Source organism: Arthrobacter sp. AOP29-A2-19 (genome assembly GCF_058138025.1).
In genome coordinates, this window is sequence record NZ_CM176894.1 from 1,776,617 (window position 1) to 1,795,820 (window position 19,204).

The window sequence follows — 19,204 nt, forward strand, 5'->3', positions numbered from 1 at the left end:
GCTACATCTTCTCCGGCGCGGAGACGCCCAAGAGGCCAAGCCCGTTGGCCAGCACCTGGCTGGTGGCGTCGTTCAGCCACAGGCGCGTGCGGTTCACGTCCTCCACGGGCTCGTCCCCCAGCGGGGCGACGCGGCATGCCTGGTACCAGCGGTGGTAGGCGCCGGCAATGACCTCGAGGTGGCGGGCCACGCGGTGCGGCTCGCGGAAGGACGCGGCCTGGGCCACGATGGACGGGAACCTCCCGAGGTGCGACAGGAGCTCGTTCTCCGTCTCGTGCGTGAGCAGGGACGCCTCGAAGGCGCCGCGGTCCACGCCCTTCGCGCCGGCGTTGTTGGACGCCGCCCGCGACCGCGCGTGCGCGTACTGGACGTAGAAGACCGGATTGTCGTTGGTGTTTTTCTTCAGGAGCTCCGGGTCGATTGTCATCGGCGAGTCGGCCGGGTAGCGGCCCAGCGAGTAGCGCAGCGCGTCGGCGCCGAGCCACTGGATCAGGTCGCGCAGCTCGATGATGTTGCCCGCGCGCTTGGAGAGCTTGGCCCCGTTGACGGACATCAGCTGCCCGATCAGCACCTCGATGTTCTTCTCCGGGTCGTCACCGGCCGCCGCGGCGAGGGCCTTCAGCCTGTTCACGTAGCCATGGTGGTCGGCGCCGAGGAGATAAATCTTCTCCACGAAGCCGCGGTCCTTCTTGGAGAGGTAGTAGGCGGCGTCCGCGGCGAAGTAAGTCGGTTCGCCGTTGGCGCGGATGAGGACGCGGTCCTTGTCGTCGCCGAAATCCGTGGTGCGCAGCCAGACGGCGCCGTCGACATCGTCGACGTGCCCCTGCTCGCGCAGGCGGGCCACGGCGTCCTCGACCGCGCCCGTGGCGTGCAGGTCCTGTTCGGAGTAGTAGACGTCGAATTCCACGCCGAAGTCGGCCAGCGTCGCCTTGATGTCCCTCAGCTGCGCCTCGTAGGCAAGCTGGCGGATCACGGGGATCGCCGCCTCCTCCGTGAGCGCGCGAATGCCCGGGTGCTCGCCGAGCACGTGGTCGCCGAGCTCGCGGATGTACTCGCCCGGGTAGCCGCCCTCGGGTACCGGTAGACCGTGGATGCGGTTGTAGACCGACTGCGCGAAGATGTTCATCTGGTTGCCGGCGTCGTTGATGTAGTACTCGCTCGTCACCCGCGCGCCGCTGGCCTTGAGCACTCGGGCGATCGAATCGCCGAGGGCGGCCCAGCGCGTGTGGCCGATGTGCAGGGGTCCCGTGGGGTTGGCGGACACGAACTCCATGTTCACGACGTGCCCGGTCAGGGCGTCGTTGGTTCCGTAGGACGGGCCGGCCTCAACGATCTTGCGCGCCAGCTCTCCGGCCGCGGCCGCGTCGAGACGGATGTTGAGGAAGCCCGGGCCGGCGATCTCCACCGACGAAACGCCGCCGATCCGCTGCAGGCGCGACGAAAGGATCTGCGCGAACTCCCGCGGGTTCATGCCGGCGCGCTTGCCCAGCTGGAGGGCGATGTTCGTGGCCCAGTCTCCGTGCTCGCGGCTCTTGGGCCGCTCCACCCGAACATGCTCCGGGACGTCGACGGCGAAGTCGCCCGCGGCGACGGCGTCGCGCAGGCAGGCGGATATGGCGGAGGAAAGCTGTTCGGGAGTCACCAGACAAGAATAGCGGGGCGAAGCGGAGCCCCGTTCGCGGGCGGTGTATGACGGGTCATGTGCGCGGCGGGCGGGCTCCGGAGCGCCGGTTACCGAACGGTCCGCCAGTCCTGCTAAGCTCTTCTACGTTCCCAGCCGCAGAGTAGTTCGCGGCACGCCCTCGTAGCTCAGGGGATAGAGCGTCCGCCTCCGGAGCGGAAGGTCGAAGGTTCGAATCCTTTCGAGGGCACCAAACACGGCGGTACACCGCCAACGGACTCAGGTCCCCGGCTTCGGCCGGGGGCCTTTTTCGTGCCCCCGGGCACGGCGGAGGACGCTGGGACGGGGGGCACATTGTCCATCGGGAGGGCACGGCGCTACAGTGAACAGTGTTCAACTGAACGACGTTCAAGAGACTTCGACCCGACTGCCACCAGGACTCCCATGAACCGCCTGCGCCTCGATGCCACCGATATTGCCCGCATCGCCGTCTTCACCGCCATTGTTGCCGTCCTAGGCCTTCCCGGAGGGCTCTCGGTCTTCGGATCCGTCCCGATCACCGCGCAGACACTCGGCGTGATGCTGGCCGGCGCGATCCTGGGACCGTGGCGCGGTGCCCTGTCGATGGTCGTCCTGCTGGCGCTTGTTGCTATCGGCCTCCCCTTGCTTTCGGGCGGGCGCGGCGGGATCGGCGTCTTCGCGGGTCCGTCGGCGGGATACCTGATCGGCTGGATCGTCGGCGCGTTTGTTGTTGGACTGATCGTGCACGCGGGCGGGCGCCCGACCCGCCTGCGGACGGTGCTCGGTGTGCTGGTCGGCGGCATCCTGGTGATCTACGCCTTCGGGATACCCGTGCAGTCCTTCGTCACTCGGCTGCCCTTGGACGCGACCGCGCTGCAAAGCCTGGTCTTCCTGCCCGGGGACTTCATCAAGGCCGCGATCGCCGCGACCATCACCCTGACGCTCTCCCGCGCCTACCCGCGCGCCTTCCGGAGCGTCGCCCCGCCGGCCTCCAACGTTGCGCGCGACGCCGGCTCCGCGTCCGGGCGCGACACCGCCAGCGGGCGAGTCGGCGGGCCTGCCCGTTGATTCCGCGCGGCGCGCCGAACTCCCACGGGCCGACCCCACGCCTGGCCGGCCGACTGGTTCCGTTGCGGCCGTCGGGCCTGCCCGGGAGCCTGGCCACGGTCCTGGAGGACGGCGGCATCCCGCTGGTCGGCGACGACGGCTGGAGCGCCGAGCAGTGGGCGCGGATCCGGCGCCTCTGCGCGGACGCCGTCGCCCAGCCCGGCATCGGATGGGCCAGCCTCACCTCCGGCAGCGGCGGATTCCCCCGCGTTGTCCTCCGCAGCGCCGACTCGTGGTCCGCCTCGTTCCCCGCCGTCGAGGAGCTGCTGGGCGCCAGGGAGGGAGACGTCGTGGCGCTTCCCGCTCCCCCAGCCTCCTCGCTGACACTTTTCTCCATCGCGCACTCGCTCGAGGGCGGGCCCCGCCCTGCGTTTCCCTCCGGGCGCACGGCCGCCAGCAACGACTTCGCGTCCGCGACGCTCTTCCACGGCACCCCGCACGCCCTGCGCCAACTGCTGGACACCGGAACCCCGCCACGGCTCCGCGCCGCGCTCGTCGGCGGGAGCGGGCTGGACGCCGGTCTGCGCGCCAGGGCCGAGGCGCTCGGAATCCGGGTGGTGGCCTACTACGGTGCCGCCGAGCTTTCCTTCGTGGCGGTCGACCACGGCGAGGGCTACGTTCCGTTCCCCGGCGTCGAGCTGGATGTGCGGGACGGCATTCTGTGGGTCCGGTCGCCGTTCGTCGCCGCGGGCCATCTCGAGGTTTCCGGCCCGGCCGGCCGCGCGCAGGATCGCCCCTCGGCCCAAGACGGCGCGCCGCGCGGCCCGTTGCGGTCGGCGAACGGGTGGCACACCGTGGACGACCGTGCGGAACTTTCCACCCGCGGATTGCGGCTCCTGGGCCGCGCCGACGGCGCGGTGCTCACGGCCTCGGCCACGGTCGTCCCCGAGGACGTCGAGGCAGTCCTGCGCTCCGTCGACGGCGTGGGCGACGCCGTTGTGCTCGGGCTGCCGCACGCCGCTCTCGGCGACCTGTTGGCCGCCGTGATCGAACCCCGGCAGACAGGGACACCCGCGACGGCGGAGTCGATGCGGCGGGCGGCACGGGAGCTCCTGTCCCCCGCGCACCGGCCGCGCCGCTGGTTCCGGGCCCGTCTCCCGCGCACGGCCAGCGGCAAACCCGCGCGCGCCGAAGTCGCCAGGATGCTGGCGGCCGGCGAGGTGGACACCCTTGCGTGAGCACCGCGCGGTCGTCGTCGCCGCACGCAGGTCGCCGATCGCCACGCGGGGGCGCGGACTCGCCCGATGGACCGTCGACGAACTGGCCTCCCCCGTGCTGAGGGCGACGCTGGACGACGCCAACGCGGCGTTGGGTCGCGTGGAGCGGGCCATCGATGTTGTCCTCGGCAACTGCATGGGACCCGGGGGGAACTCCGCGCGCGTCGCCGCGTTGGGCGCCGGATTCGGCCACGCCGTGCCCGGCATGACCATCGATCGGCAATGCGGCAGCGGGCTGGCCGCCATCATCGAGGCGGCCCGGGCGGTGCGTGCGGGCGAATCCGGACTTCGCCTCGCCGGTGGCGCGGAGAGTGCCTCGACGGCGCCCGTCCGCTCGGTCGACGGTGTCGCCTACGGCCGCGCGCCCTTTGCGCCCGGGGGCCAAGACGATCCGGACATGCCCGAGGCCGCGGAGAGGCTCGCCGTGCTGGACGGAATAGGGCGCTCCCGGCAGGACGACTACGCGGCGTCGAGCCACCGGCGCGCCGGCGCGGCGGCGGCCCGCGGGGCCTTCAGCGCCGAACTGGTCCCGGTCGGCGGGATCGACGCGGACGAGCTGCGCCCCGGCGCGGCCGGCCTCCTGTCCCGCTTCACGCCACTGTTCGGGGGCGGCAGCGTCACCGGCGGCAATTCTTGCCGGGTCAGCGACGGGGCCGCCGCCGTGGCCCTGGTGCCGGGCGAATCGTGGGCGGCCTCCGCGTCGGACGGCGCCGGCCGGCCGCCCGGACTGGCCCTGAGGGCACACGCCGTCGTCGGCTGCGATCCGGCGCTCCCCGGGATCGGCGCCGCTCCGGCCATCGCCGAGGCGCTGCGATCCGCCGGCATCGGCCCCAGCGACCTCGCGGCCGTCGAGATCGTCGAGGCGTTCGCCGCCCAGACCCTGGCCGTGCTGGACCGGCTGGGGATACCGGCCGACGATCCCCGGGTCTGCACGGACGGCGGCGCCCTGGCCCTCGGGCACCCGTGGGGCGCCAGCGGCGCGGTGGGCGTGGTGCGGCTCTTCAGTCGGCTGGTGCGCTCGGGGGCCCGGGCCGGCACGCTCGGCGTCGCGGCCGCCTCCATCGGCGGCGGAATGGGTGTGGCCGCCGTGTTCGAGGTGGTCCGATGAGTGCGATCTCCCTGCATGGCGTGACCGTGCGCCTCGGCGAGACGACGGCGCTGGACGACGTCACGCTCCATCTGGAAGCGCGGACCATCGCGATTGTCGGCGACAACGGGTCCGGCAAGTCGACGCTGGCCCGCGTCATCGGGGGCCTGGTGCCGCCGGCCTCCGGTCGGGTCACGGTCCACGGCGTGGATCCCGTCCGCCAGGCGCGCGAGCTGCGCCGGATTGTGGCGATCGTGTTCAGCAACCCCGACGCGCAGATCATCATGCCGACCGTCCAGGAGGACGTGGCGTTCTCGCTGCGATCGGCGAAGCTGCCGCGCGGCACAGCCACCGAACGCGTCCGGGCCGCGCTCGAGGAGTTCGGGCTCGCCGAGCTCGCGGGGCGCTCGGCCCACGAGCTCTCCGGCGGCCAGAAGCAACTGCTCGCGCTCTGCGGGGCCTTCGTCCGAAGACCTGAACTGGTCGTCGCCGACGAGCCGACAGCATTGCTCGACGCACGGAACGGCCGGCGCGTCGCGGACCACCTGCTGGGCGGCGACGCGCACCGCCTGGTGCTGGTGACGCACGATCTCGCGCTCGCCGCACGCTGCGACGCGGCGGTGCTCGTCGCGGACTCCAGGATCGTCGCCAGCGGCCCGTCTGCCGAGGTCGTCGCCGCCTACGAGAGGAGCCTCGTGTGCTGACGCTGTACCGCGAGGGAACCGGACCGCTTCACCGCATGCCCGCCGGGCCCAAGGCCCTGCTGCTGGCGGCGGCCGTACTGGGCCTCTCCTTCCTGCCCTCCGCCTGGTGGGCCGTCGGCGTAGCGTGCGCGGTACCCGTCGCGGCCTACCTGGCCGCAGGCCTCGGCGCGCGCACCCTCGGCCGTCAGGCGGCGGCCCTGCGCTGGGTCATGCTGGTCACGCTTGGCGCCCAGTTGATCTTCCTTCCCGCCGAGGCTGCGGTGGCCAACGCCTCCCGGGTCCTGGCCGCCATCCTCTTGGCCGGGCTCCTGGTCCTCACCACGCGCATTACGGACCTGCTCGACGCGGTGGAGCGCTGGCTACGTCCGGCGTCGAGGCTCGGCGTGGACCCGCAACGCGTCGCCCTGTTGCTCACCGTCACCATCACCACACTGCCGGTGCTCGCGCGCCTGGCCGCGGGGGTCCGGGAGGCCCAGCGGGCCCGCGGGGCCCGCGGGGGCATCCGCACGTTCGTGGTTCCGTTCCTGGTGGTCTCCCTCAAGCACGCGGACGAACTCGGCGAGGCCCTGTCCGCCCGGGGCGTGCAGTGATCCGCCCGCGCATACTCGGCGACACGGTGGACGCGCAGACGAGGTGCGTGCACTACCGGACGGAGCTCGACGTGATCGCCATCAAATTCTTCTGCTGCGGGGAGTACTACCCCTGCCACCTGTGCCACGACTCCGTGCCTGGCCAGCACCCCGCCCAACGGTGGCCCGCCGCCGAGCGGGCCGCGCGGGCCGTGCTGTGCGGGGTCTGCGCCGCCGAACTGGGCATCGCCGAGTATCTGGCCACGGACCGGTGCCCCCGCTGCGCGGCCGACTTCAACCCCGGCTGCAAGCTCCATGCCGGCCTCTACTTCGAACCCGCCGCGCCCTGACGGCCTCTCGCGGCAACCCGGGGTTCGCGGCAACGGGAAAAGGGACCCCGCGAGGGATCCCTTTTCCTTGCGTGTTGCCGGGTCGCCGAGGCGTTGCGGGGCCCCCGCCCCGGCCCAACGGTGCCCGCCCCTACTGGAGCATGGTGCGGTCGTCCAGTTGCGCGCCCTTGATCTTCTCGAACTCCTGGAGCAGCCCGTGCACGGTCATCTTCGACTTCTGCTCCCGGTCCAGGTCCAGGATGATCCGCCCGTCGTGCATCATGATGAGCCGCGTGCCCAGGCGCAGCGCCTGCTCCATGTTGTGCGTGACCATCAGCGTGGTCAGCTTGAAGCGGTCCACCGTCTCGGCGGTCAGCCGGGACACTAGCTCGGCCCGCTGCGGGTCGAGAGCGGCCGTGTGCTCGTCCAGCAACAGGATCTTGGGTCCGCTGAACGTGGCCATCAGCAGCGACAGCGCCTGGCGCTGGCCGCCTGAGAGGAGTCCAACCTTGGCCTTGAGCCGGTCCTCGAGCCCCAGCTCCAGCGACTTGAGCTCCTCGCGGAACCGCTCGCGCTTGGCCTTTGTGACGCCCAGGGCCAGGCCGCGGCGGCGCCCCCGCTCCAGGGCCATCGACATGTTCTGCTCGATGCTCATGGTCGGCGCCGTGCCCGCCATCGGATCCTGGAAGACCCGGCCGATGTACTGCGCGCGGCGGTGGTCCGGGAGCTTGGTGACGTCCTTGCCGTCGATCGAGACGGTTCCCGTGTCCGGGCGCATCTTCCCGGAAGTGATGTTGAGGACCGTCGACTTTCCGGCGCCGTTGGAGCCGATCACGGTCACGAACTCGCCCGCGGCAAGATGCAGGTCGATCCCCCGCAGGGCCTTGCGCTCGTTGACCGTGCCCGGGAAGAACGTCTTGTTCACATTGGATATGTCCAGCATGGCTAGGCCACCGCACCCTTCTTTTCCGGCTTGGCCGTCCCCATTCGCGCCCCAAGCTTCCTGAAGCCGCTCCAGCGGGGAAGTATCAGCGCCAGCACCACCAGGACGGCGGAGATGAGCTTCATGTCGTTCGGCTGCAGGCCGGCCTCGAGGGCCAGCTGGATGACAACGCGGTAGAGCACGGAGCCAAGCACAACGGCGAAGGTCGCGATCGCCACCAGTCGCGTGCCGAAGATGGCCTGGCCGATGATGACCGACGCAAGCCCGGCGAGGATCAGGCCGATGCCCATGCCGATGTCCGCGAAGCCCTGGTACTGGGCGATCACCGCCCCGCAGAGGGCCACGAGTCCGTTGGAGAGCGCCAGGCCCAGGATCTTCTGGTTGTCGGTGGACACACCGAAGCTGCGGATCATCTCCTCGTTGTCGCCGGTTGCCTGCATGGCAAGGCCCACGTCCGTGTGGAGGAACCAGTCGAGCACGAACTTCACGACCAGCGCGAGGGCCGCGAACAAGAGGATGGAGATTCCGCTGCCCATCAGTCCGCCGTCGCGCAGCCCGCTGAGCAGGGTCTCCTCGCGCAGGAGCGGGAGGTTCGCCTTGCCCATGATGCGAAGGTTGATGGAGTACAGCGCGATCATCGTCAGGATGCCGGCCAGCAGGCCGTTGATCTTGCCCTTGGTGTGGAGGAGTCCGGTGACGACGCCGGCGGCCATGCCGGCCACGAACGCGATCAGTGTGGCCAGCAGCGGCGGGACGCCGTTGATGATTCCCGTCGCCGCAACGGCGGCGCCCGTGGTGAAGGAACCGTCGACCGTCAGGTCGGGAAAGTCGAGGATGCGGAAGGTCAGGTAGACCCCCAGGGCCATGATCGCGTAGATCAGGCCCAGTTCAACCGCGGTAATCATAGGTGGGGACCTTGGTTTCTGTAGAGGTGGAACGCTGGCCGGCCGGACATGCCGGCCGGCCGGCAACGCGGAGGGACGACGCGCCCGCTATTCGGTGATTTCGACGTCGGCCTTCTCGACAAAGCCCGCTGGCAGCTCGACGCCCATGCGCTCGGCGGCCGCGGGGTTCACGTAGAGGTTCATCTTCGTCTGCGTCTCAACCGGCAGGTCCGCCGGAGTCGCCTCGCCCTTGAGGATCTTCACGGCCATCTCGCCGGTCTGGTAGCCCAGCTTCTCGTAGTCGATGCCCCACGTGGCGACGGCGCCGTTGCGCACCGAGTCGCCCTCCGCCGCGATCGTGAGGACCTTCTTCTCCTCCGCGACCTGGATGAGGGACGACAGCGCCGAGACCACGTTGTTGTCCGTGGGGATGTAGAAGGCGTCCACGTCCAGGGACTGGGCGGCCTGCTGCACCTCGCCGGAGACGCTAACCGTCGCCTCCTTGACCTCGAGGCCCAAGCCCGCCGCGGCCTCCTTGACGGCATCGACCTGCACCGCGGAGTTCACCTCGCCCGAGGAGTAGACGACGCCGATGCTCTTGGCCTCCGGGGCCAGTTCCTTGATCAGCTCGAGCTGCTGGACAACAACATCGTCCGGCACCCCGTCGGAGGTGCCCGTCGCGTTGCCGCCGGGGGCCTCCATGGAGTCGACCAGGTCGGCCGCGACCGGGTCCGTGACGGCGGTGAACAGGATCGGCGCGTCGGAGATCGCCTGGACCGCCGCCTGCGCGCTGGGGGTGGCGATCGCCAGGACCAGGTCGAGCCCGTCCGAAGCGAACTTGCCCGCGATGGACGTGTTGGTGGCGGCGTCCGCCTGCGCGTTCTGCTCGTCGAGGACGATCTTGTCCCCGGTGTAGCCGGCGTCGGCGAGGGCCTTCTTGAAGCCTTCCCGGCTCGCGTCCAACGACGCGTGGGTGACGTACTGGGTGATGCCTACCTTGACGGCCTCCCCCGAGGTCGCGTCGCCCGTCTGGGAGCCGCCGCCACAGGCGGTGGCGAGGAGTGCGGTGGCCAACAGGCCCGCGGCCAACTTGCTCGACTGCAGGAGTTTCATGGGTGTTCCTTTCACAACATGCGGATCAATGTCCGGGCGCGGTCGTCTTTGATGCGCGTCCCTCGGACCCGTGGTCTGTCGCGGGTGGCAGGCGGTTGGATAAGTTGACGGGCCTGTGACACGCCGGCACCTAGATAGTACCTGTGAATCAAGTCACATTGTCCAACCAAGGCCGCCACCCGTGGACGTCCCGCAAGAAATTTACCCTCTTCGCAGACGAATGATGCGCCGCGCGGCACGAATCCGAAGTTTCGTATCGGTCGCCCGCGACCGCCAGCGGCCTGCCCGCGCGCCCGGTCCCCCCGCGTTCGGCACTAGACTGGGCACACCATGGCAGTCACCATCACGTATCCCGAGGCCCTTCCCGTCAGCGCCCGCCGCGAGGACATCATGGAGGCGATCCGCGGGAACCAGGTGGTTGTCATCGCCGGCGAGACAGGCTCCGGCAAGACCACGCAGTTGCCCAAGATGCTTCTGGAGCTCGGGCTCGGCGAGGGCGGCATGATCGGCCACACGCAGCCGCGCCGCCTCGCGGCCCGCACGGTCGCCGAACGCATCGCCGAGGAGGTCGGCAGCGAGATCGGCCAAGAGATCGGCTTCCACGTCCGCTTCACCGGCGAGGTCTCCCGGAACACCCGGGTCAAGGTCATGACCGACGGCATCCTGCTTGCGGAGATCCAGCACGACAAGCTGCTCAAGCGCTACAACGCGATCATCATCGACGAGGCGCACGAGCGCAGCCTCAACATCGACTTCCTGCTCGGCTACCTTCGCCGCATACTCCCCCGCCGCCCGGACCTGAAGGTGGTCATCACTTCGGCGACGATCGATCCCGAACGCTTCGCGCGGCACTTCGGGAAGGAGACGGGGCGCACGGTGGACGGCGCCCCGGAGATCGAACCCGCGCCGATCATCGAGGTCTCGGGGCGCACCTTCCCCGTGGAGCTCCGGTACCGTCCACTGAACCCGTCCGAGGGCATGGACCCCGACGAGCTGGACCCGGAGCACTCCGCCGAGGAGGACAGGGATCCCCTCGACGCGGTGTGCGACGCCGTCGACGAGCTGGCCCTGGAGGCCCCGGGCGACATCCTGGTGTTCTTCTCGGGCGAGCGCGAGATCCGGGACGCCGCCGAAGCGCTGCGGGCGCGCGTCCAGACCAACAAGCGCCTGGCAGGCACGGAGATCCTCCCGCTGTTCGCCCGGCTGAGCCTCGCGGAGCAGCACCAGGTGTTCCATCCCGGGCCAAAGCGCCGCATCGTCCTGGCGACGAACGTCGCCGAGACGTCGCTGACCGTCCCGGGCATCAAATACGTCATCGACACCGGCACAGCGCGCATCTCCCGCTACTCCCACCGGACGAAGGTCCAGCGGCTGCCGATCGAGCGCGTGTCCCAGGCCAGCGCCAACCAGCGTTCCGGTCGCTGCGGACGCGTCAGCGATGGAATCGCCATCAGGCTCTACTCCGAGGAGGACTACGGGTCCAGGCCCGAATTCACGGACCCGGAGATCCTGCGCACCAACCTGGCGGCCGTCATCCTGCAGATGGCGGCCATGGGCGTGGTCAGGGCGCCAAGGGACGTTGCGGACTTCCCGTTCGTCGAGCCGCCGGACTCCAAGGCGGTGAACGACGGCGTGACCCTCCTCCGCGAGTTGGGCGCCGTCGGCGAGGGAAGCGACGCCGGGATCACCGCCGTCGGGCGCCAGCTCGCCCAATTGCCCGTGGACGTACGCCTCGGGCGCATGATCGTCGAGGCCGGACGGCGCGGTTGCGCCAAGGAGGTCATGGTACTTTCGGCGGCGCTGACCATCCAGGACCCCCGCGAGCGGCCCTCCCTGGAGACGGGAAAGCGCGAGCGAGCCAACGAGTTGCACAAGCGGTTCTCCGACGAGAAGTCCGACTTCACCGGGTACCTCAACCTGTGGCGCTACCTCCAGGAGCAACAGCGGGAGCTTTCGTCCTCTGCGTTCCGCCGTCTGTGCCGCAACGAGTTCATCAACTACCTTCGGGTGCGGGAGTGGCAGGACCTCTTCGCCCAGCTCCGCCAGCTCGCCAAGCCGCTAGGCGTGACCCTGTCCACCGGACCGGTGGATCCCGTGGGCCTGGAGCGCGAGATCCACACCAGCCTGCTGGCCGGACTGCTGAGCCACATCGGGGCCTACGACGAGCGCAAGCGCGAGTACGCCGGCGCGCGCGGCACGCGGTTCTCGATCTTCCCCGGCTCGGCCCTGTTCAAGAAGTCTCCCGACTGGGTGATGGCCGCCGAACTCGTGGAAACCAGCCGGCTCTGGGCGCGCACCGCCGCCCGGTTCGATCCGCTGTGGGTGGAGGAAGTCGCCGGGAACCTGCTCAAGCGGTCCTATTCGGAGCCGCACTGGTCCCGCCGCATGGGCTCGGTCATGGGATACGAGAAGGTGACGCTCTACGGTGTTCCGGTCATCCCGAGCCGCCGCATCCAGTACGGCCGGGTGGATCCGCAGCTCAGCCGCGAGCTGTTCATCCGCCACGCGCTGGTCGAGGGCGACTGGAAGACCCACCACAAGTTCTTCCACCGCAACCGGCGGCTGCTCGCGGACATCGAGGAGCTGGAGACCCGCATGCGGCGGCGCGACCTGCGCGCCTCCGACGAGGACCTCTTCGACTTCTACAACGAGCGCGTGGGCCCCGACGTTGTCTCCGAGCGCCACTTCGACCGCTGGTGGAAGCAGGCGCGCCGCGACAACGAGACGCTGCTGGATTTCGACCCGGACGCCCTGCTGCAGGCCGACGCCGAGGAGCTCGACGTCGACGCGTACCCGCGCACGTGGCGGCACGGGACCCTGGACCTGGACCTCTCCTACGAGTTCAATCCGGTGGCCGGCGCCGGCGAGTCCGACGGCGTGACCGTGCGGGTCCCCGTGCTCTTCCTGAACCAGCTCGATCCGGATGTCTTCCGCTGGCAGATACCGGGGCTCCGCGCGGAACTGGTCACCGCGCTGATCAAGTCGCTGCCCAAGCAGGTCCGCAAGAACTTCGTTCCCGCGCCGGACGTGGCGCGGCAGGCCGTGGACGTCTTGGCGCGCGACTTCGACCCGGCGACCGATCCGCTGGAGGGTTCGCTGGAGCTGGCGCTGCGCCGGCTCAAGGGCCACGTTGTGCCGCCGGGCTCGTGGAACTGGGGCGCTGTTCCGGCCCACCTGCTGCCGTCCTTCCAAATCGTCGACTCCACGGCCCGCGTCCTGGACGAATCCAAGGATCTGGCCCGGCTGCAGGAGACGCTGGCGGCCGAGAACCGCCGCGCCCTGGCCGCGTCGCTCGGCGCGGGGGGCGAGCGCCTCGTCGCCGCCGGATCGGTGGCCTCCCCCGGGGCGCTGGCCGGCGCGGCGCGCGGTTCCGGCCGGCCCCCCGGCGCGACCCCGGGCACACCGACCGCCGCCGCCGCCGGACAGGCGCCCGGCTCGCCCGACGCGGCGACGTCCGCGTCGGGGGCCGTGTGGGAGCGGTCCGGACTCACCGACTGGACGGCCGACGTCGGCGCGGGCGGAACGGTCGAGCGCCAAGTGGTCACCAACATCATGGGCCAGCGCGTCACCGCATTCCCCGCGCTGCTGGATGCGGGGTCCTCCGTGTCCCTGACGGTCTTCCGGGACGAGGGCGAGCAGCTGGCCGCGCACCGCTCCGGCGTCGTCCGGCTGTTGCTGCTCAAGGTGCCCTCGCCGGCCCGCTACGTCCTCGACCACCTGAACAACAAGGAAAAGCTCGTCTTCACCCAGAATCCGCACGGTTCGGTGGCGTCGCTGATCGAGGACTGCACGCTGGCGGCCGTGGACCGTCTGGTTCCGGCCGAGCTGCCGTTCACCCGCGAGGAGTTCCTGGCCCTGTTCGAGTCGGTCCGGGCGGAACTCATCGACACGGTCTTCAGCGTCACGGCCATCGTCGAGCGGGTCCTCTCGGCGGCGAGGCGGATCGAGAAGCGGATCAAGTCCGTGTCCAGCCTGGCCCTGGTCAACGCGCTCGGCGACATCCGCACGCACCTCGGGCAACTGGTGTATCCCGGGTTCGTCGCCAAGACCGGGTACGCCCAGCTGGCGCAGCTGCCGCGCTACCTCGCGGGGATCGAGAAGCGGCTCGACAAGCTGGAGGCCGGAAACGTGGCGCGGGACAACGTCGCCACACTGTCGGTGCAGGCGCTCGAGGACGAGTACGACGCCGCGCTGGACGCGCTGGTGCCGGGCGCGCGCACGCCCGCCGCACTGGCGAACGTCAAGTGGATGCTCGAGGAGCTCCGGGTCAGCCTCTTCGCGCAGGAGCTCGGGACGGCCTACTCGGTCTCGGAGAAGCGCATCCGCGCGGCCCTCCGGACGGCCGCGCCCTAACCGGCCCCCGGCACCGCGAAGTGGACATCACCGGGGTTAACGAACCGAGGTGGTGTCCACTTCGCGTGGCGGGATGGGGGATCGGGGGCGGATCAGGCGGACGGGACGTTGTCCGCGTGGCCGTCCTCGCGCAGCGCCGAGCGGAGAAGGTCGGCGTTCGCGTCGAGCCGGGCCGGATCAGGGTCGCTGTCCGCCCGCGAGAGATCGAAGTCCGCCAACGAGTTCGTGGGCCACACGTGCGCGTGCAGGTGAGGCACCTCGAAGCCGGCGACCATCAGCCCGGCCCGTTCGGAGCCGAACGCGCGCACCTGTGCCCGGCCGATGATGCGCGCCACCTCCGCCACCCGGGCCACCAGCTCCGGCTCGGCGTCCGTCCAGCTGTCGACCTCGCGCCGCGGAACCACCAGTGTGTGTCCGTCGGTGAGCGGGCCGATGGACAGGAAGGCGACGACGTCCGGATCCTTCCAGACGAATCTCCCGGGGAGCTGCCCCTCGATGATCTTCGTGAAAAGTGTGCTCATGCGCCATCGCTCCTAGCCTGCGCCGCCGCCGGGACATCCAGCGTCGAGTTGTCCAATACAAAGCGGTACTTCACGTCCCCGTCAACCATGCGGTCCCAGGCTTCGTTGAGGCGGTCGGCGCCCACCAGCTCGATGTCCGCCTGAACGCCGTGCTCGGCGCAGAAGTCCAGCATCTCCTGCGTCTCCGCAATGCCGCCGATCATGGAGCCCGTGTACCGGATGCGTCGCCGGATCAGCGGGCGCGGGTTCACCGGGGGCATGGCCCCGGCCGGGAGGCCCAGCTGGACCAGCGTGCCGTCGAGGCGCAGGGCCGCCAGGTACGGGTCCAGGTCGTGGGGCGCCGCGACCGTGTCGATGATCAGGTTCAGGCTGTCCCGGGCGTTGGACAACTCCTCGGCGTCGCGTGAGACCACCACACGGTCCGCGCCGAGCTCGGCGGCCGCGGCGCGCTTGGACTCGCTGGTGGTGAAGACCGTCACCGAGCACCCCATGGCCTTCGCGATCTTGACCGCCATGTGTCCTAGCCCGCCGAGCCCGACAACCCCCACCCGGTCCCCCGCCTTGGCACCGAAGTGTCGCAGCGGCGAATAGGTTGTGACCCCGGCGCAGAGCAGGGGCGCGGCGGCCGCGGGATCCAGCGACTCCGGGATGCGCAGCACGAACCCTTGGTTGACCACAATCGAGGTGGAGTAGCCGCCCTGGGTGTACTCCCCCGTCCGGCGGTCGGTGGCGCTGTAGGTGCCGGTGCCCCCGTTCTCGCAGTATTGCTCGAAGCCGTCGCGGCAGGCTCCGCAGGTCCGGCAGGAGTCCACCAGGCAGCCGACGCCGACGCGCTCGCCCACGGTGAAGTCCGCCACCGAGTCGCCCACGGCGACCACCCGGCCCACGATCTCGTGCCCGGTCACCAGCGGCAACTGCCGCCCGCCCCACTCGCCACGGCCCGCGTGGACGTCCGAATGGCACAGGCCGCAGAACTCGATGTCGATCACGACGTCGTCGGCCAACGGTGCGCGGCGCTCGATCTCCAGCGGGACGAGGGCGCCACCCACCTCCGCGATCCCGGCGGCCAGGGCCGTACGGCCCGGGAAATCGGCCGGCGCCCCGCCGTCGAGCGGGGCCGCGCCGGTGTCCGCCAGCACCGGCGCCTCCGGGCGCAGTTGGGCCGCGGCCTCGGCGCGAAGTTGGGCCAGGGCGGACGGGCTGGGGGGAACGGGGCGACCTATCATGACTCGAACCTATACTCCGACGCCGCACCCAAGCCAACGCGGACCGTCAGCCGGGCTCCGGTCCGGTCGCCGCCGGGCGCTCCGGATCGGACGCGTATTGGGACCAGGATCCCGGAAAGAGGGCGGCGTCGATGCCCGCCTCGGCCAGGGCGGCAATCTGGTGGGCGGCCGTGATACCCGACCCGCAGTAGACGGCGACGTCCCGCGGTGCCGCACCGCCGTCGGGGCCCGCCGCGCCGAGCCGGCCGAACCGCTCGCGGAGCGCCTCCGCCGGCAGAAACTTCCCGGAGCCGTCGAGGTTGTCCGCCGTGGGCGCGCTGACCGCGCCCGGGATGTGTCCCGCCCGCGGGTCGACGGGCTCGGACTCGCCCCGGTACCGTTCGCCGGCCCGGGCGTCGAGCAGGAGCCCGTTTGCCGGCCACCCGGCGGCCCCGTCGACGGATACGACCGGCATCCGGCCCCACCCCGGTTCGGCGTCTCCCGCATCGGGAACCACGTCCCCCGTGTCGACGGGCAGGCCGGCTGCCGCCCAGGCGGCCAATCCGCCGTCCAGAAGGCTCGCCCCGTCGATGCCCGCGTGCCGCAGCAACCACCAGGCGCGGGCCGCCGCGAGTCCGCCGGTCGCGTCGTAGGCCACAACCGTGTCCCCGTCGCGGATGCCCCAGCGGCGCACGGCACTGGCGAATTGGCGCGGCTCGGGGAGCGGATGCCGACCGCGGCCCGGGCCTCCCGCGGCGGCGAGCTCGGTCTCGAGGTCCACGTACACCGCGCCGGGCAGGTGACCGGCCGCGTAGTGCCGCCTGCCCTCCGGATCGCCCAGCGCCCACCGGACGTCCAGGAGTACGGTCCGGTCGCCACGGGCGAGCCGCTCCGCGAGCTCGTCCACGTCGATAAGTGTGCGCATGTTGCCGACCTTCCGTTGGTGTGCCACGGCGTTGCCCCTCCCGCCCATTCTGTACCCGCCCCGCGCGGCATCCGAACCGTGGCCGATGTGGTCCCGCGCGCGGCGGCGCGGCCGGGCCGGAACCGTGGGCGCGACCGTCGCCCCCGGGTAGGGTGTCTGCGTGGACAACATTCCCAACCCCGTGTCTCCGTTTCCGCCGCTGTCCGGGCGGGCCTGGGTGGACCAGGCGGTGCGCACCATCGAGGCGGAGAACAACCGTTCCGCGGACACGCACCTCCACAAGCTCCCGCTGCCCTCCCACTGGGGCGTGGACCTGTATCTCAAGGACGAGTCGACCCACAGGACGGGCAGCCTGAAGCATCGTCTGGCTCGCTCGCTGTTTCTCTATGGACTGGTCAACGGCTGGATCAACGAGTCCACTACCGTCGTGGAGGCGTCCAGCGGAAGCACCGCGGTCTCCGAGGCCTACTACGCGCGTCTCCTGGGGCTGCCGTTCGTCGCGGTCATGGCCCGCGGCACATCCGCCGAGAAGATCGCCCTCATCGAGGGCTTCGGCGGCTCCTGCCTCCTGGTGGACGATCCGTCGTCCGTCTACGAGCGGGCCGAGCACGTCGCCCGCGAGTCCGGCGGCCACTACATGGACCAGTTCACCCACGCGGAGCGGGCCACGGATTGGCGCGGCAACAACAACATCGCGGAGTCGATCTTCTCCCAGCTTTCGATGGAACCCCACCCGATTCCCGAATGGCTCGTGGTCGGCGCGGGGACCGGCGGGACCAGCGCGACCATGGGTCGCTACGTCCGCTATCACGGCCTCCGCAGCCGGCTCGCGGTCGCGGATCCGGAGGGCTCGGCCTTCCTGCCCTCGTGGCGCGCGTGGCGCGACGGCGGCGACCCGCTCGCGGCGGCCGGTCGGCCCAGCCGCATCGAGGGCATCGGACGGGCCCGCCCGGAACCCAGCTTCATTCCCTCGGTGATCGATCTGGTCCGAACGGTGCCCGACGGCGCATCGATCGCTGCGATGAGGCACCTGGCCCGGTGGGCCGGACTCAGCGCGGGGCCGTCCACCGGCACCAACCTGTGGTTGTCCTGGCAATTGGTCGCGCGCATGGTCGCCGAGGGACGCCGCGGCAGCGTCGTGTCGCTGCTCTGCGACGGCGGCGAACGGTACGCGCGCTCCCATGCCGATGCGGCGTGGCTCGCCCGCGCCGGCATCGATCCCGCTCCCTACGAGGGGATCATCGACCGGCTGCTCGAGACGGGGATCTGGGCCGGACCCGTCACCGCCGGTCCCTAGGCGCCGGACACCCGGAGGCCCGGACCGCTTCCGGTCCGCCGGGAACCCTAGACCTCCCGGCTCTCCCCGTTGCCAAGGCGCACATACTCGGTGCCGTAGTGTCCGCCGATCCGCGACGCGTGGCCGTCCACGAGCCGGAGCCCGGCGTCGTTCAGGAGTCCGTCGTGGATCGGGATGGCAACCCTCGCCCTGACGGACACCACAAAGTCGATCACCTCGCCGGTCTTCGACCACGGGGCGTGCGCCGGGACCAGGAGGGTCTCCACCACCGCGCCATGCGGAACGATGAAGGAGTCGCCGGGGTGGTAGAGCCGCCCGTCGACGAGGTAGCCGATGTTCGCGACGACGGGAATGTGGGGGTGGATGAGCGCGTGCTGGCCGCCGAACGTGGAGATCGCGAACCCCGCGGCCTCGAACGCGGCCTCCGGTTCCACGGTCTTGATGCGGACGGCCGCGTCCCCGGCGGCAGGGTGGGCGCGCAACCGGTCCGCGACCGACGCCGGGGCGTACAGGACCATGGAACCGTCCGCCGCCAGCAGGGGAAGCACGCCGTCCGCGTCGATGTGGTCGGCGTGTTCGTGCGTCACAAGAACGGCCGCGGCTCCCTTGACCGCGGCGTCGACGTCGCTGAACGTTCCCGGATCGATGGCCAGCGAACGCCCGTCCTTCTCCAACCGAACGCACGCGTGCCCGAGCTTGGTGAGTTTCATGGGCCACAGCCTACGCCGCAGGACCGCCGCCGGGCATGCCCCGGTGCGCGCTCCCCGACCGGTACCGGCCGCTGTTAGGCTTGAAGCCGCCGCCGCCGGAACGCGGCGCGTCCCCCACAACCGCCCCACACCACAGAGCCGGGCAGAGTCCCAGGAGCGCACCTCACCATGACGAGTCCCGCCCCCGAAAAACGCGGCAGCGAGCAGCGCGTCACCAAGCAGCGCCTCGCTGTCGCGGCGGCGCTGAAGGAACTGGACGATTTCGTGAGCGCGCAGGAGCTGCACCGCTGGCTGCTGGACCGCGGGGACAAGGTGTCGCTGGCGACCGTCTACCGGATCCTGCAGTCGATGGCCGACGACGAGCTCGTCGATGTTCTCCGCGCGGCCGAGGGCGAGGCCGTCTACCGGCGCTGCCGCGCCGACCACCACCACCACCACCTGGTGTGCCGCAGCTGCGGCAAGGCCGTCGAGGTGGAAGCTCCCGCAGTCGAAAGCTGGGCCGCGCGCGTGGCGGCCGAGCACGGCTACAGCGCCCCCACTCACACGGTGGAAATCTTCGGGCTTTGCCCCGCCTGCACTGCGGCCGCCGCGGTCTAGC

At 70.8% G+C, this 19,204-nt stretch carries 17 protein-coding genes and 1 tRNA gene; 10 read left to right on the plus strand and 8 right to left on the minus strand.

Features of this window, described 5'->3' with window-relative positions:
* Position 1: 1 nt before the first annotated feature.
* Complete coding sequence (gene argS / locus AC3ZJJ_RS08210) at positions 2-1,642, minus strand: arginine--tRNA ligase (RefSeq protein WP_489895317.1); 1,641 nt, start codon at positions 1,640-1,642, stop codon at positions 2-4.
* A 156-nt stretch (positions 1,643-1,798) separates the two neighbouring features.
* On the opposite strand from argS, the gene AC3ZJJ_RS08215 reads away from it, so the two are divergent.
* From AC3ZJJ_RS08215 to AC3ZJJ_RS08245, 7 genes are all read left to right on the plus strand, one after another.
* A tRNA-Arg gene (locus AC3ZJJ_RS08215) sits at positions 1,799-1,874 on the plus strand.
* A 191-nt stretch (positions 1,875-2,065) separates the two neighbouring features.
* Entirely contained in the window at positions 2,066-2,710 is a 645-nt protein-coding gene (locus AC3ZJJ_RS08220; protein ID WP_489895319.1) for a biotin transporter BioY, read from the plus strand.
* A gap of 62 nt (positions 2,711-2,772) precedes the next feature.
* Positions 2,773-3,927, plus strand: coding sequence for an AMP-binding protein (locus AC3ZJJ_RS08225; protein ID WP_489895321.1), 1,155 nt, complete (start codon positions 2,773-2,775; stop codon positions 3,925-3,927).
* Positions 3,920-5,074 carry a thiolase family protein gene (locus AC3ZJJ_RS08230; RefSeq protein ID WP_489895323.1) on the plus strand — a complete coding sequence of 385 codons (1,155 nt, stop codon included), beginning with the start codon at positions 3,920-3,922 and terminating at the stop codon, positions 5,072-5,074. Before AC3ZJJ_RS08225 ends, AC3ZJJ_RS08230 begins: the two co-directional genes overlap by 8 nt.
* Positions 5,071-5,757: an energy-coupling factor ABC transporter ATP-binding protein gene (locus AC3ZJJ_RS08235; RefSeq protein WP_489895325.1), complete on the plus strand. Its 687-nt coding sequence runs from the start codon at positions 5,071-5,073 to the stop codon at positions 5,755-5,757. The genes AC3ZJJ_RS08230 and AC3ZJJ_RS08235 overlap by 4 nt, the downstream gene beginning before the upstream one ends.
* Positions 5,751-6,347: a CbiQ family ECF transporter T component gene (locus AC3ZJJ_RS08240; protein WP_489895327.1), complete on the plus strand. Its 597-nt coding sequence runs from the start codon at positions 5,751-5,753 to the stop codon at positions 6,345-6,347. Before AC3ZJJ_RS08235 ends, AC3ZJJ_RS08240 begins: the two co-directional genes overlap by 7 nt.
* A gap of 71 nt (positions 6,348-6,418) precedes the next feature.
* A complete protein-coding gene (locus AC3ZJJ_RS08245; RefSeq protein ID WP_489895329.1) occupies positions 6,419-6,676 on the plus strand; it encodes a CHY zinc finger protein in 258 nt (85 codons plus the stop codon).
* 130 nt (positions 6,677-6,806) lie between these two features.
* Here the strand turns inward: AC3ZJJ_RS08245 and AC3ZJJ_RS08250 are convergent, their stop codons facing one another.
* From AC3ZJJ_RS08250 to AC3ZJJ_RS08260, 3 genes are all read right to left on the minus strand, one after another.
* Positions 6,807-7,598, minus strand: coding sequence for an ABC transporter ATP-binding protein (locus AC3ZJJ_RS08250; RefSeq protein WP_489895331.1), 792 nt, complete (start codon positions 7,596-7,598; stop codon positions 6,807-6,809).
* 2 nt (positions 7,599-7,600) lie between these two features.
* Positions 7,601-8,503: an ABC transporter permease gene (locus AC3ZJJ_RS08255; RefSeq protein ID WP_489895333.1), complete on the minus strand. Its 903-nt coding sequence runs from the start codon at positions 8,501-8,503 to the stop codon at positions 7,601-7,603.
* An 87-nt stretch (positions 8,504-8,590) separates the two neighbouring features.
* Positions 8,591-9,595, minus strand: a complete 1,005-nt coding sequence (locus AC3ZJJ_RS08260; RefSeq protein ID WP_489895335.1) for an ABC transporter substrate-binding protein — start codon at positions 9,593-9,595, stop codon at positions 8,591-8,593.
* Between the two features lie 330 nt (positions 9,596-9,925).
* Between AC3ZJJ_RS08260 and hrpA the strand changes: the two genes are divergently transcribed.
* The gene (hrpA, locus tag AC3ZJJ_RS08265) at positions 9,926-13,948 is read left to right on the plus strand and encodes an ATP-dependent RNA helicase HrpA (RefSeq protein ID WP_489895337.1); all 4,023 of its coding nucleotides are present in this window, start codon (positions 9,926-9,928) and stop codon (positions 13,946-13,948) included.
* Between the two features lie 92 nt (positions 13,949-14,040).
* Here the strand turns inward: hrpA and AC3ZJJ_RS08270 are convergent, their stop codons facing one another.
* From AC3ZJJ_RS08270 to AC3ZJJ_RS08280, 3 genes are read right to left on the minus strand one after another with little or no spacing between them, the layout of a single operon-like run.
* The gene (locus AC3ZJJ_RS08270) at positions 14,041-14,469 is read right to left on the minus strand and encodes an HIT family protein (protein ID WP_489895339.1); all 429 of its coding nucleotides are present in this window, start codon (positions 14,467-14,469) and stop codon (positions 14,041-14,043) included.
* Positions 14,466-15,695 (minus strand): NAD(P)-dependent alcohol dehydrogenase, encoded by a 1,230-nt coding sequence (locus AC3ZJJ_RS08275; protein WP_489895341.1) that lies wholly within the window; start codon positions 15,693-15,695, stop codon positions 14,466-14,468. Before AC3ZJJ_RS08275 ends, AC3ZJJ_RS08270 begins: the two co-directional genes overlap by 4 nt.
* 46 nt (positions 15,696-15,741) lie before the next feature.
* Entirely contained in the window at positions 15,742-16,599 is an 858-nt protein-coding gene (locus AC3ZJJ_RS08280; protein WP_489895343.1) for a sulfurtransferase, read from the minus strand.
* A gap of 169 nt (positions 16,600-16,768) precedes the next feature.
* Between AC3ZJJ_RS08280 and AC3ZJJ_RS08285 the strand changes: the two genes are divergently transcribed.
* A complete protein-coding gene (locus tag AC3ZJJ_RS08285) occupies positions 16,769-17,896 on the plus strand; it encodes a PLP-dependent cysteine synthase family protein (RefSeq protein ID WP_489895755.1) in 1,128 nt (375 codons plus the stop codon).
* A gap of 47 nt (positions 17,897-17,943) precedes the next feature.
* On the opposite strand, the gene AC3ZJJ_RS08290 is transcribed toward AC3ZJJ_RS08285, so the two are convergent.
* Positions 17,944-18,606 (minus strand): MBL fold metallo-hydrolase, encoded by a 663-nt coding sequence (locus tag AC3ZJJ_RS08290; RefSeq protein WP_489895345.1) that lies wholly within the window; start codon positions 18,604-18,606, stop codon positions 17,944-17,946.
* Between the two features lie 168 nt (positions 18,607-18,774).
* Between AC3ZJJ_RS08290 and AC3ZJJ_RS08295 the strand changes: the two genes are divergently transcribed.
* A complete protein-coding gene (locus AC3ZJJ_RS08295) occupies positions 18,775-19,203 on the plus strand; it encodes a Fur family transcriptional regulator (protein ID WP_489895347.1) in 429 nt (142 codons plus the stop codon).
* Position 19,204 lies beyond the last annotated feature (1 nt).